The organism is Yokenella regensburgei (genome assembly GCF_003634235.1).
Classification (GTDB): domain Bacteria; phylum Pseudomonadota; class Gammaproteobacteria; order Enterobacterales; family Enterobacteriaceae; genus Yokenella; species Yokenella regensburgei.
The window spans coordinates 50,649-64,498 of the sequence record NZ_RBIZ01000008.1; the positions used below are offsets into that span (position 1 = coordinate 50,649).

Sequence of the window (13,850 nt, forward strand, 5' to 3'; positions counted from 1 at the left end):
GCGGAGTAACGTCTTAATCTCGTTTGTATAGCGGCAGCCAGATGGTCAGGCGCAGGCCACCAAGCGGGCTGTCGTCTGCCTTCACCCAGCCACGGTGCTGCTGAATGGCGGTTTCAACAATCGCCAGTCCCAGCCCGGTACCGCCAGATTCACGATCGCGAGCCTCGTCGGTACGGTAGAACGGACGGAAGATTTGCTCTCTGTCCTCCGGACTGACGCCCGGACCATCGTCATCAACGTTTATCGTAATGCCGTCTTTATCCACCGCAAACGCCACCGAGATTTTGGTGTGCGAGTAACGCAGGGCGTTGCGAACGATATTCTCAAACGCACTTTCCAGCGCATTCGGGTTACCGTACAGCGGCCACGGGCCAGGTGGATATTCCACGGTAAACGATTTGCCCATTTGCTCAGCCTCAAAGGCCGCGTTGTCGAGCACTTCACCCCAGAGCTGGTTCGCCTTCAGGGTTTCGCTGACCAGCGCGTTCTTTTGCTGATTGCGCGACATGACCAGCAGATCGTTGATCATGCTGTCCAGACGCTGAGCCTCGGTTTCAATACGTGCCAGCTCTTTGCTCTCACCCGCGCGGCGTCGCAGCAGCGCGGTGCCCAGCTGCAGGCGCGTTAACGGCGTACGCAGTTCGTGCGAGATGTCAGACAGCAAACGCTGCTGGGTGGTCATCATGCGCTCCAGCGCGGTCACCATCTGGTTAAAGCTGGCGCCTGCTGCCAGGAACTCTTGAGGGCCCGCCTCAAGCTCCGGATGCTGTCGCAGGTTACCCTGCGCCACTTCATCTGCCGCGTTCTTGAGCTTACGCGCCGGTTTGGCCAGGCTCCATGCCAGCCACAGCAGCAGCGGTGAGCTGACCAGCATTGTGACAATCAGCAGCAGCAGAGGTCGGTCGAACAGCAGGTTGATAAAATCAGACTGCGAACTGCTCGCCGGTCGAATCAGGTACAGCTGGTAGTTGTCTTCCCCATCACGAATGGCGAAAGGGCCGACCAGTTCTACCCGGCCGTACTTTTTCTTCTGCGGATGATCGGCGTTATCGGCCTGGCCGATAAAGTTACGAATGATCTGCATCTCGCTGCGTTCTGCGCCGATCACGCGGCCTTCACTGGTGACCAGCAACAAACGCTGCCCCGGAGGGGCCCATTTGTCGATGGCGCGAAACAGCCGCCGCCACCACATCAGGTCGTTCGGCGGATCGTTCGCCAGTTCCGCTTCGACGTGCTGCTCGATCATCATGCCCTGACGCTGTTCGCTTTCCAGCAGTTCGGTCATCTGGCGTGAGTCGAGCTTTGGCAACATCAGAACCAGCATCAGCACCAGTGCCAGGGATAACCAGAAAATGGCAAAGATGCGTGCGGTCAAACTTCCTATCATGAAGCGGACACCATCAGATAGCCGCGGCCGCGCAGGGTTTTAAACCACGGATGGCCGTCCTGACGCTCAGGCAGTTTGCGGCGCAGGTTCGAAATATGCATATCGATTGCGCGATCAAACGGCGTTAAGCGCTTGCCCAACACTTCCTGACTCAGGTGTTCACGTGACACCACCTGCCCCAGATGCTGCGCCAGCAGATACAACAGCGTGAATTCGGTACCGGTCAGTTCCAGGGTTTGCCCGTCAAAGCTGGCTTCCTGGCGGCCCGGGTTCAGGCTGAGTGCGTCCACTTCCAGCGTTGGTGAGCCGTTATCGGTGTTTTGCTGCTGCTCGCTCCAGTGGGAACGGCGCAGAATTGCGCGAATACGGGCCACCAGTTCACGATCGTTGAACGGTTTAGGTAAATAGTCGTCCGCGCCGAGCTCAAGGCCCAGAACGCGGTCCAGTTCGCTGCCGCGAGCGGTCAGCATAATCACGGGTGTCTGGTGTGTCTGACGTAGCTCTTTAAGGGTGTCGATGCCATTTTTCTTCGGCATCATCACGTCGAGCAAAAGCAGGTCGATGCTGTCATCGAGAAGCGCCAGCGCCTGTTCGCCATCATGGGCAACCAGAACGTTGAAGCCTTCCATGTCGAGCAGCTCCTTCAGCAGGGAGGTAAGCTCCCGATCGTCATCAACTAATAAGATTTTGTTCATTGGTTTAATACCTCCGAGGCAGAAATTACGTCATCAAGGCACGCTAATCCATGACTTTACGTTGTTTTACACCCCCTGACGCATGTTTGCAGCCTGAATCGTAGACTGTCTCTCGTTGAATCGCGACACAAAAGTTTTTGGGAGCAAGTGATGCGCAAAGTTACCGCTGCCGTCATGGCCTCAACGCTAGTGCTAAGTGGATTTAGCCAGGCAGCTGAAGTCGTCACCGGCGTTAACTGGCACCCGACTGAAGGGAGTGCGCAGCGAAACAGCCAGGGACATATGTTTGACGGCATAAGTTTAACCGAACATCAGCGTCAACAGATGCGGGATTTAATGCACAGGGCCAGGCACGAACGCCCGCCCGTGAGTATCAACGAAATGGAGACAATGCATCAGCTTGTCACCGCCGAAAAATTTGATGAAACCGCTGTCCGCGCTCAGGCAGAAAAGATGGCGCAGGAGCAGGTTGCTCGCCAGGTCGAAATGGCGAAGGTACGCAACCAGATGTACAACCTGCTAACACCGGAGCAGCAGGCGGTTTTACAAGAGAGACACCAGCAACGAATGGACCAGTTGCGTGAAGTTGCACGGATGCCGCAGAGCTCTGCGATAACAGTTTCAAGTAGCAATACCCGTAGCAACCAGTAACAAACCCTGTTTTCCTTGCCATAGACACCATCCCTGTCTTCCCCCACATGATGTGGGGGTTTTTTTTGTCCTTTATTTAGCAAATTCTCCGCTAAAGCGATCCGCTATACTAGCCCCAGAGAACCTCTGGAGCGCATATGAATCAATCCTATGGCCGGCTGATTAGTCGGGCGGCAATTGCTGCAACGGTGATGGCATCGCTGTTGCTGGTGATAAAAATTTTCGCATGGTGGTACACGAGTTCCGTCAGTATTCTGGCGGCGTTGGTCGATTCGCTGGTGGATATTGCGGCATCGCTGACTAACCTGCTGGTGGTGCGTTATTCACTGCAGCCCGCCGATGAAGAGCACACCTTCGGTCATGGGAAAGCGGAATCGCTGGCGGCATTGGCGCAAAGTATGTTTATTTCTGGATCGGCGCTTTTTCTGTTCCTGACCGGTATCGACCATCTGGTGCGTCCGGAACCCATGAATCAGCCGGGAATCGGGATTATTGTCACTATTATCGCGCTTTTTAGCACCATTGTGCTGGTGACGTTTCAGCGCTGGGTGGTGCGCCGCACGCAAAGCCAGGCGGTGCGCGCAGATATGCTACATTATCAATCAGATGTTATGATGAACGGTGCCATTCTGGTCGCGCTGGGGCTGTCGTGGTACGGCTGGCACCGGGCTGATGCGCTGTTTGCATTAGGTATTGGCGTCTATATTTTATATAGCGCATTGCGTATGGGTTATGAAGCGGTGCAGTCGCTGCTGGATCGCGCGTTGCCAGACGAAGAGCGCAAAGAAATTATCTCTATCGTGACGAGCTGGCCAGGCGTCAGTGGGGCTCACGATCTTCGCACGCGGCAGTCAGGGCCGACCCGCTTTATTCAGATTCATTTGGAAATGGAAGACAACCTACCGCTGGTTCAGGCGCATCTGGTGGCTGAGCAGGTAGAGCAAGCAATTTTGCTGCGTTTTCCGGGATCCGATGTCATTATTCATCAGGATCCGTGCTCGGTTGTTCCGCAGGGACGACAAGGGCGTTTTGAACTTTCGTAATCGGATGAAAAGGAGTGGGCCTGGCGGGCATTTTTTGTATAATTTACCGCCGTTTGGTCTGACCTGAATCAATTCAGCACGAAGCTCTTGTTATACTATGGCTCTATAGAGTCGTTCACTCCCTTCAGGTGGGAGCGCTTCGGGCAGAAGAATTAATTATTAGCATTCCTAAGTTCAGAGGTAGTCATGATTAAGAAAATCGGTGTGTTGACAAGTGGCGGTGATGCCCCAGGCATGAACGCGGCGATCCGTGGCGTTGTGCGCGCAGCGTTATCGGAAGGACTGGAAGTTTTTGGTATATATGACGGCTACCTGGGTCTGTATGAAGATCGTATGGTTCAGCTCGACCGTTACAGCGTTTCCGATATGATCAACCGCGGTGGTACTTTCCTCGGTTCCGCTCGTTTCCCGGAATTCCGTGACGAAAATATCCGTCAGGTGGCTATCGAGAACATGAAAAAACGCGGCCTGGATGCGCTGGTTGTTATCGGTGGTGACGGTTCCTACATGGGTGCAAAACGCCTGACGGAAATGGGCTTCCCATGCGTGGGCCTGCCGGGCACTATCGACAACGATATTAAAGGCACCGACTACACCATCGGTTTCTTCACCGCGCTGGGTACCGTCGTTGAAGCCATTGACCGTCTGCGCGACACCTCCTCTTCGCACCAACGTATCTCTATCGTTGAAGTGATGGGCCGCTACTGTGGCGACCTGACCCTGGCGGCAGCTATTGCCGGCGGCTGTGAGTTCGTTGTTGTACCTGAAGTGGAATTCAGCCGCGAAGATCTGGTCGCGGAAATCAAAGCGGGTATTGCGAAAGGTAAGAAACACGCGATTGTTGCTATCACCGAACACATCTGCGACGTTGACGAGCTGGCGAAGTACATCGAGACGGAAACCAAGCGTGAGACCCGTGCAACCGTTCTGGGCCACATTCAGCGCGGTGGTTCACCTTGCCCTTACGACCGCATCCTGGCGTCGCGTATGGGCTCGTACGCTATCGACCTGCTGCTGCAGGGCCACGGTGGCCGTTGTGTTGGTATCCAGAACGAGAAACTGGTTCACCACGACATCATCGATGCCATCGAGAACATGAAGCGTCCGTTCAAGACCGACTGGCTGGACTGCGCGAAAAAACTGTACTGATTTCGCATCAGCGACAAACAAAAAGGCCTTCTCATTGAGAAGGCCTTTTTACTGTCTGGCAGCCGATTACTCGATGTCGAGCGGATCTTCCGACAGGATGATACCGGTGTTGTCGGCATACAGATGGTCGCCGGAGAAGAAGGTCACGCCGCCGAAATTGACGCGAACGTCGCTTTCGCCAATGCCTTCACCCGCTGCACCCACCGGAATAGCGGCCAGCGCCTGGATGCCCAGATCGAGATCTACCAGGTCATCGACCTGACGCACGGCACCGTAGATCACAATGCCTTCCCACTCATTCTGCATGGCAAGACGGCCCAAATCGGCATCGATCAGGGCGCGACGGACAGAACCGCCACCATCGACCAGTAGAATGCGACCACGGCCGTTCTGTTCGAGCATATCGTACAGCAACCCGTTATCCTCGAAACACTTCACCGTGATTATCTGTCCACCAAACGATGACCGTCCCCCAAAGTTGGAGAACAGCGGTTCTACGACGTTGACATCTTCCTGGTACATGTCACAAAGCTCGGAGGTATCGTATTTCATAGGCTTAACTTCAGTTGCTGCGAGAATTTTTAGTATATCGCGCCTGGCGCTCTGTTTGCAAAATCATCAATTGTTAATTGATATTTGTCAGTTACGCGAGGACCCGGCTTAGCACTATTCCCACGACAAACAACAGGTTAGTCAGCAGCGCACCTTTCACGGTTTTTTCCAGCATCGGACGCATCGCGACCGGATCCTGCTCGCGCAGAATATAGCGTGCCTGCTTCACCAGCAGCGGCGCGGCAAGAATAAACAGCCAGCCCCAGGCGCTGTGCAGCGAGATAAGGTTAAACAGCGCCAGACACAGCAGCGCGCCCATCAGCAGGCAGGCGTGATAGCGGCGGGCAAGCTGAGGCCCCAGGCGTACCGCGAGCGTGTTCTTACCGTTCTCCCTGTCGCTGTTGATGTCGCGCAGGTTGTTAACGTTCAGTACGGCGGCAGCCAGCAGGCCACAGGCGGTGGCCGGCAGGAAAATGGCCGGGTGCAGGTTATGCGCCTGCAGATACCAACTCCCCATCACGCTCAGCCAGCCGAAGAACACCAGCACCGAGATATCGCCAAGGCCAATGTAACCGTACGGGCGGGTGCCCACGGTGTAGGTGATGGCGGCAATAATGGAGAGGCCACCGAGCACCAGGAAACCAATGAAATCGCCGATACCCTGCCAGGCTGCGAACAGCAGTCCCAGGCCACACAGACAGATTAGCGCCACGGTAACGATCAGCGCGCGTTTCATCTGCTGCTGGGTGATAACCCCTTTCTGCATACCGCGCAGCGGCCCGATGCGGTCAGGCTTATCGCTGCCTTTGACGGCATCACCGTAGTCGTTTGCGAGGTTCGACAGGATCTGCAGCAGACCGGCGGTAATCAGCGACAACACGGCGACCAGCGGGTCGAAATGGCCTTGCCACCAGGCGAGCGTAGTCCCGACAACAATCGCGGCAAACGCGAGAGGTAACGTTTTAGGGCGCAGGCTTTCCAGCCAGGCCCGAGTGCGGCTAATGGGTTGCGATTCAGTCATAAATAGCGCCAATAAAAATGGGGGCCAATAGCCCCCATCAACAAAGATGAAAATGCATTTACCGCGATTATAGAATAAAACGGCTCAGATCTTCATCTGCCACCAATGCATCTAAATGTTTACTCACGTAATCTGCATCGATAGTAATGGTCTGACCGCCGAGATCGCTGGCATCGTAAGAGATGTCTTCGACCAGGCGCTCCAGTACGGTGTGCAGACGGCGAGCACCGATGTTTTCGGTGGTCTCGTTCACCTGCCAGGCGGCCTGCGCAATGCGTTTAATACCGTCCTGAGTGAATTCAATGTTTACGCCTTCGGTCGCCATCAGCGCTTTGTACTGTACGGTTACAGAAGCGTTTGGCTCGGTCAGAATACGCTCGAAATCTTCGGTGGTCAGCGCCTGCAGCTCAACGCGGATTGGCAGACGGCCCTGCAGCTCTGGGATCAGATCTGACGGGCTGGCAACCTGGAATGCGCCAGAGGCGATGAACAGGATATGATCGGTTTTGACCATGCCATGCTTGGTGGAGACGGTGCAGCCTTCCACCAGCGGCAGCAGGTCGCGCTGTACGCCTTCACGGGACACGTCCGGGCCGGAGCTGTTGCCGCCGCGCTTACAGATTTTGTCGATTTCGTCGATGAACACGATACCGTGCTGCTCAACGGCGTCGATGGCGTCCTGCTTCAGCTCTTCCGGGTTAACCAGCTTCGCGGCTTCTTCTTCAATCAGGAGCTTCATCGCGTCTTTGATTTTAAGCTTACGCGGTTTCTGCTTCTGGCCGCCCAGGTTCTGGAACATGGACTGCAGCTGGCTGGTCATCTCTTCCATACCCGGAGGCGCCATAATCTCAACGCCCATCGGCGCGGCAGCGAGATCGATTTCAATCTCTTTATCGTCGAGCTGGCCTTCACGCAGTTTTTTGCGGAATGCCTGACGGGCTGCAGACGGTTCCTGAGCGGCTTCAGCCTGGCCCCAGTTGTTCTTAGCCGGTGGGATCAGCACGTCGAGAATGCGCTCTTCCGCCATCTCTTCGGCGCGGTAGCGGTTTTTCTCGATGGACTGAACGCGAACCATCTTGATAGCAGAATCGGTCAGATCGCGGATGATAGAATCCACTTCTTTCCCGACATAGCCCACTTCAGTGAACTTGGTTGCTTCAACTTTGATGAACGGCGCGTTGGCGAGCTTCGCCAGACGACGGGCGATTTCGGTTTTCCCGACGCCGGTTGGGCCGATCATCAGAATGTTTTTCGGGGTGACTTCGTGGCGCAGCTCTTCATCCAGCTGCATACGGCGCCAGCGGTTACGCAAGGCGATAGCCACAGAGCGTTTGGCAGCGTCCTGACCAATGATGTGTTTGTTCAGTTCGCTCACAATTTCGCGTGGGGTCATTTCAGACATGGGAGATCCTTACGCTTTAGAGGTCAATTCTTCGATGGTGTGGAAATGGTTGGTGTAGATGCAGATATCACCTGCAATATCCAACGCTTTAACCGCGATGTCGCGGGCGCCCATATCGGTGTTTTCCAGCAGCGCACGGGCCGCAGCCTGCGCATAAGGGCCACCGGAACCAATGGCGATAAGATCGTTTTCTGGCTGCACAACGTCACCGTTACCGGTGATGATGAGCGAGGCGTTTTCATCTGCCACCGCCAGCAGCGCTTCGAGCTTGCGCAGCATCCGGTCGGTACGCCAGTCTTTTGCCAGCTCAACGGCGGCTTTCACCAGGTGGCCCTGGTGCATTTCCAGTTTACGTTCAAACAGTTCAAACAGCGTGAAGGCATCTGCAGTACCGCCCGCAAAACCGGCGATGACTTTGTCGTTGTACAGACGGCGGACTTTTTTCACGTTGCCTTTCATGACGGTATTGCCAAGCGTGGCCTGACCATCACCGGCAATCACAACATGACCGTTGCGGCGAACACTAACTATTGTTGTCACGAGCAGACCCCCTGGGTGTAAATCGAAATACGCGCCCCGCACAGTGTACGGGGCAGAATGCAATTATAGATGGGGGAGAATTTAGGGGTTTCAACCCCCGGCGCCGAGACGAATGCAGTTTGAGTGTCCGGCAACCTTCAGACGGCTGAGGACTCCGTCGGCATTATCTTTACCTTTCAACGGCCCAATGACCACGCGATTCCAGCCGTTGTTGGTGGTGATGCGTGAGTCAAAACCTTCAAACGCGAGCTGTGCACGCACGGTTTCGGCCTGGTCAGCGCCTTTAAACGAACCACACTGTACCATCCAGCGGCGCTCGTCTTTCTTCTCCGCCGTGGCTTTTGGTGCTTCTGGCTCACGGGTAACCGGTGCGGCCTGCTGCGCTTTTGGCTGCTGTGCGGCCGTGTGCGCAGGGGTCTGCAACAGATCCTGGTACGGCTGCTGGCTGGTCGTGGCCGCTTTTGGCGGCGGGGTCTGACGCGGTGGCGTCTGTACCGTCTGTGTCTGCTGGTATGGCTGCTCCGCTACACGAGGAGCGGTGCGCGGCTGCTGTACCGGCTGAGTTTGCGACCACTGCTGCTGTGTCTGCTGTTGTTGCGCCTGGTTTTGCTGTTGAGCTAAACGCTGACGCTGCAACGTCTGCTGACGCTGCGCCGGGGTCTGTTCATTCCACGGGACTTCGGTCAGCTGCGTTGGCTGCTGGCGCATATCTGCCTGCATTTGTGCGAGCAACTGGCGCTGCTCATCCGTCAACTGCTGAGCGTTTTTCACTTCGCCGCCGGCAGAAGGTTCCGTTGGCGCACGGACGCCTGGCTGACGTGTTTCCAGCTCTTTAATGTAACGCCAGCGCTCTTCCGGTTTTGGCGGAAGGCCGTTACCCGTCACCTGACGACCCTGCAGGGTGTCAGCTTCCTCTTTCTTGTGGTGGGTAATAAAGTACAGGCCACCGATAAAGGCCACCAGCACCGCTGCCGCAATGGCAACCATAGCGGGTGAAACGGAAGGAAAGCTGCTTTGCTTTTTCCTCGAGTTCCGTGAGGGGCTCTTTTTGCGCCGCGAAGGAGCCGGTTGGCTGCGGCGTACATAATCTCGTTGTGCCACTATCGTTTCGCTGTATTTATTCGTTCATCAGCCCGCCATGTTACTTAAGCGGCGGGGCTTTGACCAGAAGACCGAGTCCGAAAGCTATTTACTTTAGGGGTTTATTTTTCGTGTGCTGCCGCGAACGACCAGTTCACAGTCCAGCAGGCGCGATCCGCTACTGACGTTTTGCCCGTGGAGCTGGTCAAGTAACAGTAGCATCGCTTCCTGACCAATGCGGAAACGCGGCTGCGCTACGGTGCTGAGCGGCGGGTCGCAAAACTCGGAAAGTGAGATGTTATCGAAGCCGATAATCGACAAATCTTCCGGTACCCGGATCCCGTGACGCTTTGCCCACGAGAGCGCGCCGAGCGCCATGATATCGCTATGGCAGAAGACCGCCGTTGGCGGTTTTGGCAGCGCCATCAGCTGAGCCAGCGCCTGACCGCCCGCTTCAAAGGAGAAATTGCCGCGCGCAATATAGTGGGGGTCAACCGTTAAGCCGCTGCGGCGCAGGGCCTGCACGTAACCCTGCAGACGATAATGGCACAGCGGCATCTCTTCTGGCCCGGCGATACAGCCAATTCGCTGATGCCCCAGCTCATGAAGATAATTCACCGCGTTAAACGCCGCCGTCAGGTTATCGATATGCACCGTTGGCAGTTCCAGTTCTGGCGCAAATTCGTTGGCCATCACCATCGGGGGCAGATTCCGTTGCTCCTCAATGCTGGCATCAAACGGCAGGCGAGAGCCGAGCAGCAGCATGCCGTCAATTTGTTTGGTAATGATGAGATCGATGAAGGTTTTTTCCTGCTGATTCTGATGGGCGCAGTCGCCAATCAGCACCAGGTAACCCTGCTGGGCCGCCGTCACTTCGATACCGCGAATGATTTCGCTGAAGAAGGGGTCACAGATATCCGGCACAATCACCAGAATCGTTCGCGACTCATTGCGCTTCGTGTTGCGCCCGAGGGATTGCGGGAGATAACCCACCTCCAGCGCCGCCTGCTGCACGCGGTTACGGGTACTCTGCGACACTTTATCGGGATTCATTAACGCGCGGGACACGGTTGCCGTCGAGACGTTTGCCTTGAGGGCGACGTCCTTCATGGTTGCTGAGACAACCTCTTTTTTGGGTTTCACCTGAACTCTCCTCGCTGATGGGCGCAGAGACATCCGCTGTCTCTGACATCAGCCCACATTTTTATCAGATAGTTAAGCAGGGGAGTTACAGAATTTTCATGAAAAGTGTGATGAATGTTGAATTTATCGATCTGGCTCGCAGCATCGGGCATTAGCCTTCAATGGGGTCAACGTCCAGCACCCATTTTACCTTGCGGGATTCCGGCAGCGTATTGATGAGCACCAGGGTTCCGCTAACGATGTGCTGCAGACGAATGCGTGACGGATGCTGCAGCAAAATTTGCCAGCGCCAGCGGCCCCCGCGTTTTGGCGCCAGCGCCGGAACCGGGCCCAGTACCCACAGCTTGTCGTCCGCCAGCGGGCTTGCCTGGATCAGGTTACGCAGTTGCTGAAGAAACTGCGGTGCCTGCTGATTGTTGTGATCTTCGGCGCGGATAAGCACGTGGCTGGTCCACGGCGGAAGCTGCATGGTCTGTCGTTCTGCCAGCGCCTGTTGAGCAAAGGCGTCGTAGCCCTGGTGGAGCAGGGTTTGTAGCAGCGGGTGTTCCGGGTGGTGCGTTTGCAGGATAACTTCCCCCTGCTTGCCAGCGCGTCCGGCACGCCCCGAAACCTGAGTATAAAGCTGGGCGAAACGCTCGGCGGAACGGAAATCGGCGGAGAACAGCGCGCCGTCAACGTCGAGCAGTGACACCAGCGTGACGTCGGGGAAATGGTGCCCTTTTGCCAGCATCTGGGTGCCAATCAGGATACGTGCACCGCCGCGATGTACTTCCGCCAGATACTGCTCCAGCGCGCCCTTACGGCTGGTGGTATCGCGGTCGATGCGGGAGACCGGTACGCCCGGGAACAGCGGCGCCAGCGCCTGCTCCAGCTGTTCCGTGCCCAGCCCTACCGGCACCAGGTGCGTGGAACCGCATGAGGGACACTGGCGAGGAACCGGTCGTTGGCTGTCACAATGGTGGCAGCGCAGATGCTGCTGCGCCTGGTGCAGCGTGTAATAGCTGTCGCAGCGCGGACATTCGGCAATCCAGCCGCAGTCGTGGCACAGCAGCGCCGGGGCGAATCCGCGACGGTTCAGGAACAAAATCACCTGGTTATCCGCCTGCAGGTGCTGGCGCATACGGCTTATCAGCGCAGGAGAGAGCCCCGCCTGCAGCTGCTGGCCTTTCATATCCAGCACGTGCTGATTTGCCGGACGCGCGTTACCGGCACGCTGGGTTAAGCGCAGCTGGCGATACTTGCCCTGGCGGACGTTGTGTAGCGTTTCCAGCGCCGGGGTAGCGGAGCCGAGGATGATAGGGATTTGCTCGCTGTGCGCCCGGTATACCGCCAGGTCGCGGGCGTGATAGCGCCAGCCTTCCTGCTGCTTGTAGGAGCTGTCGTGCTCTTCGTCGATGACGATAACGCCGAGATTTTTGAACGGGGTAAACAACGACGAGCGGGTGCCGATGACAATTGCCGCCTCGCCGTTTTTGGCCTTCAGCCACGCCGAAAGCCGTTCGCTGTCGTTAAGCCCGGAGTGCAGAACCTCAACGGGCGCGTTAAAACGTTCACGAAAACGGGCGATGGTTTGCGGGGTCAGGCCGATTTCCGGCACCATCACCAGCGCCTGTTTGCCCTTTGCCAGCACGTTTTCCAGTACGCTCAGATAGACTTCGGTTTTGCCGGAGCCGGTAACCCCGGCCAGCAGCCAGGCGGAAAACCGATCGGATTCGCTATGAATAGCGCCCACGGCGGTGGCCTGCTCGGTATTGAGCCGCAGACGTTCACCGGCCACCGCGTAGCCGTCGCGCCAGTCGGTCATCGCCGGTGCTTCAGAGCCTAGTTCACTCAGGCCTTTTTTGCGCAGCGCCTGGAATCCCGCTTCGTCGAGCTCAAGCTCAGCCACCTGGTGACGCCAGATTTTTCCGGTGCGTAAGGCTGCCAGCGCGCGCTGCTGTTTTGCCGAACGCTTCAGCGAGTTGATATCGACGACCTGGCCCTCTTCCGTGGCAAACCAGTACCACAGCGGTGCGGCGCTGGCCGGTTTGCCCTGGCGCAGAGGAATGGGCAGGGCGTGAAACAGCACGTCACCCACCGGGTGGTGGTAATATTCTGCCGCCCACAGCAGCAGCCGCCAGACCGAGTGCGAATAAACCGGCTCGCCGTCCAGCACTTCAACAACGCTTTTAAGCTCCGCCAGCGGCAGCTCGCTCTGTTCGCTTACCGAAACCACAATGCCCACGCGCTCCTGCTTACCAAACGGTACTCGCACACGACACCCGGCTTTGGCGCTCATGCTGTCGGGCAGCAGATAATCAAAGGTGCGGGGCAGCGGAACGGGCAGGGCAACGTGAGCGACGGGCATCGAATCTTCCTGACTTGAAATGTGGCGCGTTAGTATACACATTAGTAACCAGTGACGTGCGGATCAGTTTGCATACGACGGTCAGATTCTGTATGATTCGCCGCCTTTGGTGCACATTAATCTCGCATCAACAACTATATTATTAACATCGCGTGGTGTCTGGCGTTAGGGCCGGAAGAGCGACGCGGCCTTAACTGAGGTTCTCCCATGAAAAAAGGTATTCACCCGAATTACGCAGAAGTTACTGCAACTTGTTCTTGCGGTAACATCATCAAGATCAACTCCACCGTGGGTCACGATCTGAACCTGGACGTGTGCGGCAAATGCCACCCGTTCTACACTGGCAAGCAGCGTGACGTTGCTACCGGTGGCCGTGTTGACCGCTTCAACAAGCGTTTCAGCATCCCGGGCGCTAAATAAGCAACCCGAAAAAAAAGCGCCGCAAGGCGCTTTTTTTGTATCTGAAACTCAGTATTCCCACGTCTCCGGGTCGATCCCCAGCTCACGCATAATCACTTTCGCTTCTTCCGGAATTTCGTCGCTACGCTCTTTGCGCAGATCGTTATCATCAGGTAACGGTTGACCGGTAAACGCATGCAGGAACGCTTCACACAGCAGTTCACTGTTGGTGGCATGACGCAGGTTGTTCACCTGACGACGAGTACGTTCATCGGTGAGGATTTTTAACACCTTCAGAGGAATGGAAACTGTAATTTTCTTTACTTGTTCACTCTTCTTACCGTGCTCAGCGTATGGGCTGATATATTCGCCGCTCCATTCAGCCATGAGATACCTTTAATCCTCTCTGTCATTAATAAAAGGTCCTGAACCGACCGTTCA

At 56.3% G+C, this 13,850-nt stretch carries 14 protein-coding genes; 4 read left to right on the plus strand and 10 right to left on the minus strand.

The window, feature by feature from the left end; all coding sequences use genetic code 11:
• Positions 1 to 13: 13 nt before the first annotated feature.
• Both cpxA and cpxR read right to left on the minus strand, forming a co-directional pair.
• Positions 14 to 1,387 (minus strand): envelope stress sensor histidine kinase CpxA, encoded by a 1,374-nt coding sequence (gene cpxA, locus C7387_RS21775; RefSeq protein WP_006817964.1) that lies wholly within the window; start codon positions 1,385 to 1,387, stop codon positions 14 to 16.
• Complete coding sequence (gene cpxR, locus C7387_RS21780; RefSeq protein ID WP_006817963.1) at positions 1,384 to 2,082, minus strand: envelope stress response regulator transcription factor CpxR; 699 nt, start codon at positions 2,080 to 2,082, stop codon at positions 1,384 to 1,386. Before cpxR ends, cpxA begins: the two co-directional genes overlap by 4 nt.
• A gap of 150 nt (positions 2,083 to 2,232) precedes the next feature.
• Between cpxR and cpxP the strand changes: the two genes are divergently transcribed.
• The 3 genes from cpxP to pfkA all read left to right on the plus strand — a co-directional run bounded on the left by cpxP (position 2,233) and on the right by pfkA (position 4,925).
• On the plus strand, positions 2,233 to 2,733 hold the full coding sequence (cpxP, locus tag C7387_RS21785) for a cell-envelope stress modulator CpxP (RefSeq protein WP_006817962.1): 501 nt from the start codon (positions 2,233 to 2,235) through the stop codon (positions 2,731 to 2,733).
• 137 nt (positions 2,734 to 2,870) lie between these two features.
• Positions 2,871 to 3,776, plus strand: a complete 906-nt coding sequence (gene fieF, locus C7387_RS21790) for a CDF family cation-efflux transporter FieF (protein ID WP_006817961.1) — start codon at positions 2,871 to 2,873, stop codon at positions 3,774 to 3,776.
• Positions 3,777 to 3,962: 186 nt separating this feature from the next.
• Positions 3,963 to 4,925, plus strand: coding sequence for a 6-phosphofructokinase (gene pfkA / locus C7387_RS21795; protein ID WP_006817960.1), 963 nt, complete (start codon positions 3,963 to 3,965; stop codon positions 4,923 to 4,925).
• A 66-nt stretch (positions 4,926 to 4,991) separates the two neighbouring features.
• Here the strand turns inward: pfkA and rraA are convergent, their stop codons facing one another.
• The 7 genes from rraA to priA form a co-directional block, all read right to left on the minus strand.
• A complete protein-coding gene (gene rraA / locus C7387_RS21800) occupies positions 4,992 to 5,477 on the minus strand; it encodes a ribonuclease E activity regulator RraA (RefSeq protein ID WP_120817489.1) in 486 nt (161 codons plus the stop codon).
• Positions 5,478 to 5,568: 91 nt separating this feature from the next.
• Positions 5,569 to 6,498: a 1,4-dihydroxy-2-naphthoate polyprenyltransferase gene (menA, locus tag C7387_RS21805; protein ID WP_006817958.1), complete on the minus strand. Its 930-nt coding sequence runs from the start codon at positions 6,496 to 6,498 to the stop codon at positions 5,569 to 5,571.
• Positions 6,499 to 6,565: 67 nt separating this feature from the next.
• Positions 6,566 to 7,900: an HslU--HslV peptidase ATPase subunit gene (gene hslU, locus C7387_RS21810; RefSeq protein WP_006817957.1), complete on the minus strand. Its 1,335-nt coding sequence runs from the start codon at positions 7,898 to 7,900 to the stop codon at positions 6,566 to 6,568.
• Between the two features lie 9 nt (positions 7,901 to 7,909).
• Positions 7,910 to 8,440 (minus strand): ATP-dependent protease subunit HslV, encoded by a 531-nt coding sequence (gene hslV / locus C7387_RS21815; RefSeq protein WP_038253276.1) that lies wholly within the window; start codon positions 8,438 to 8,440, stop codon positions 7,910 to 7,912.
• Positions 8,441 to 8,530: 90 nt separating this feature from the next.
• Positions 8,531 to 9,541 carry a cell division protein FtsN gene (gene ftsN / locus C7387_RS21820; RefSeq protein WP_120817490.1) on the minus strand — a complete coding sequence of 337 codons (1,011 nt, stop codon included), beginning with the start codon at positions 9,539 to 9,541 and terminating at the stop codon, positions 8,531 to 8,533.
• A 93-nt stretch (positions 9,542 to 9,634) separates the two neighbouring features.
• Positions 9,635 to 10,663, minus strand: coding sequence for a DNA-binding transcriptional regulator CytR (gene cytR, locus C7387_RS21825; protein ID WP_038253270.1), 1,029 nt, complete (start codon positions 10,661 to 10,663; stop codon positions 9,635 to 9,637).
• Between the two features lie 151 nt (positions 10,664 to 10,814).
• On the minus strand, positions 10,815 to 13,010 hold the full coding sequence (gene priA / locus C7387_RS21830) for a primosomal protein N' (RefSeq protein WP_120817491.1): 2,196 nt from the start codon (positions 13,008 to 13,010) through the stop codon (positions 10,815 to 10,817).
• A 207-nt stretch (positions 13,011 to 13,217) separates the two neighbouring features.
• Between priA and rpmE the strand changes: the two genes are divergently transcribed.
• On the plus strand, positions 13,218 to 13,430 hold the full coding sequence (rpmE, locus tag C7387_RS21835) for a 50S ribosomal protein L31 (protein ID WP_006817951.1): 213 nt from the start codon (positions 13,218 to 13,220) through the stop codon (positions 13,428 to 13,430).
• Between the two features lie 48 nt (positions 13,431 to 13,478).
• On the opposite strand, the gene metJ is transcribed toward rpmE, so the two are convergent.
• Positions 13,479 to 13,796 carry a met regulon transcriptional regulator MetJ gene (gene metJ / locus C7387_RS21840; RefSeq protein WP_006817950.1) on the minus strand — a complete coding sequence of 106 codons (318 nt, stop codon included), beginning with the start codon at positions 13,794 to 13,796 and terminating at the stop codon, positions 13,479 to 13,481.
• Positions 13,797 to 13,850: the final 54 nt, after the last annotated feature.

Excerpts from the sequence above, each read along its gene's own strand:
- cpxA (WP_006817964.1), bottom strand. The coding sequence starts at position 1,387 with ATGATAGGAAGTTTGACCGCACGCATCTTTGCCATTTTCTGGTTATCC.
- cpxR (WP_006817963.1), bottom strand. The coding sequence starts at position 2,082 with ATGAACAAAATCTTATTAGTTGATGACGATCGGGAGCTTACCTCCCTG.
- cpxP (WP_006817962.1), top strand. The coding sequence starts at position 2,233 with ATGCGCAAAGTTACCGCTGCCGTCATGGCCTCAACGCTAGTGCTAAGT.
- fieF (WP_006817961.1), top strand. The coding sequence starts at position 2,871 with ATGAATCAATCCTATGGCCGGCTGATTAGTCGGGCGGCAATTGCTGCA.
- pfkA (WP_006817960.1), top strand. The coding sequence starts at position 3,963 with ATGATTAAGAAAATCGGTGTGTTGACAAGTGGCGGTGATGCCCCAGGC.
- rraA (WP_120817489.1), bottom strand. The coding sequence starts at position 5,477 with ATGAAATACGATACCTCCGAGCTTTGTGACATGTACCAGGAAGATGTC.
- menA (WP_006817958.1), bottom strand. The coding sequence starts at position 6,498 with ATGACTGAATCGCAACCCATTAGCCGCACTCGGGCCTGGCTGGAAAGC.
- hslU (WP_006817957.1), bottom strand. The coding sequence starts at position 7,900 with ATGTCTGAAATGACCCCACGCGAAATTGTGAGCGAACTGAACAAACAC.
- priA (WP_120817491.1), bottom strand. The coding sequence starts at position 13,010 with ATGCCCGTCGCTCACGTTGCCCTGCCCGTTCCGCTGCCCCGCACCTTT.
- rpmE (WP_006817951.1), top strand. The coding sequence starts at position 13,218 with ATGAAAAAAGGTATTCACCCGAATTACGCAGAAGTTACTGCAACTTGT.
- metJ (WP_006817950.1), bottom strand. The coding sequence starts at position 13,796 with ATGGCTGAATGGAGCGGCGAATATATCAGCCCATACGCTGAGCACGGT.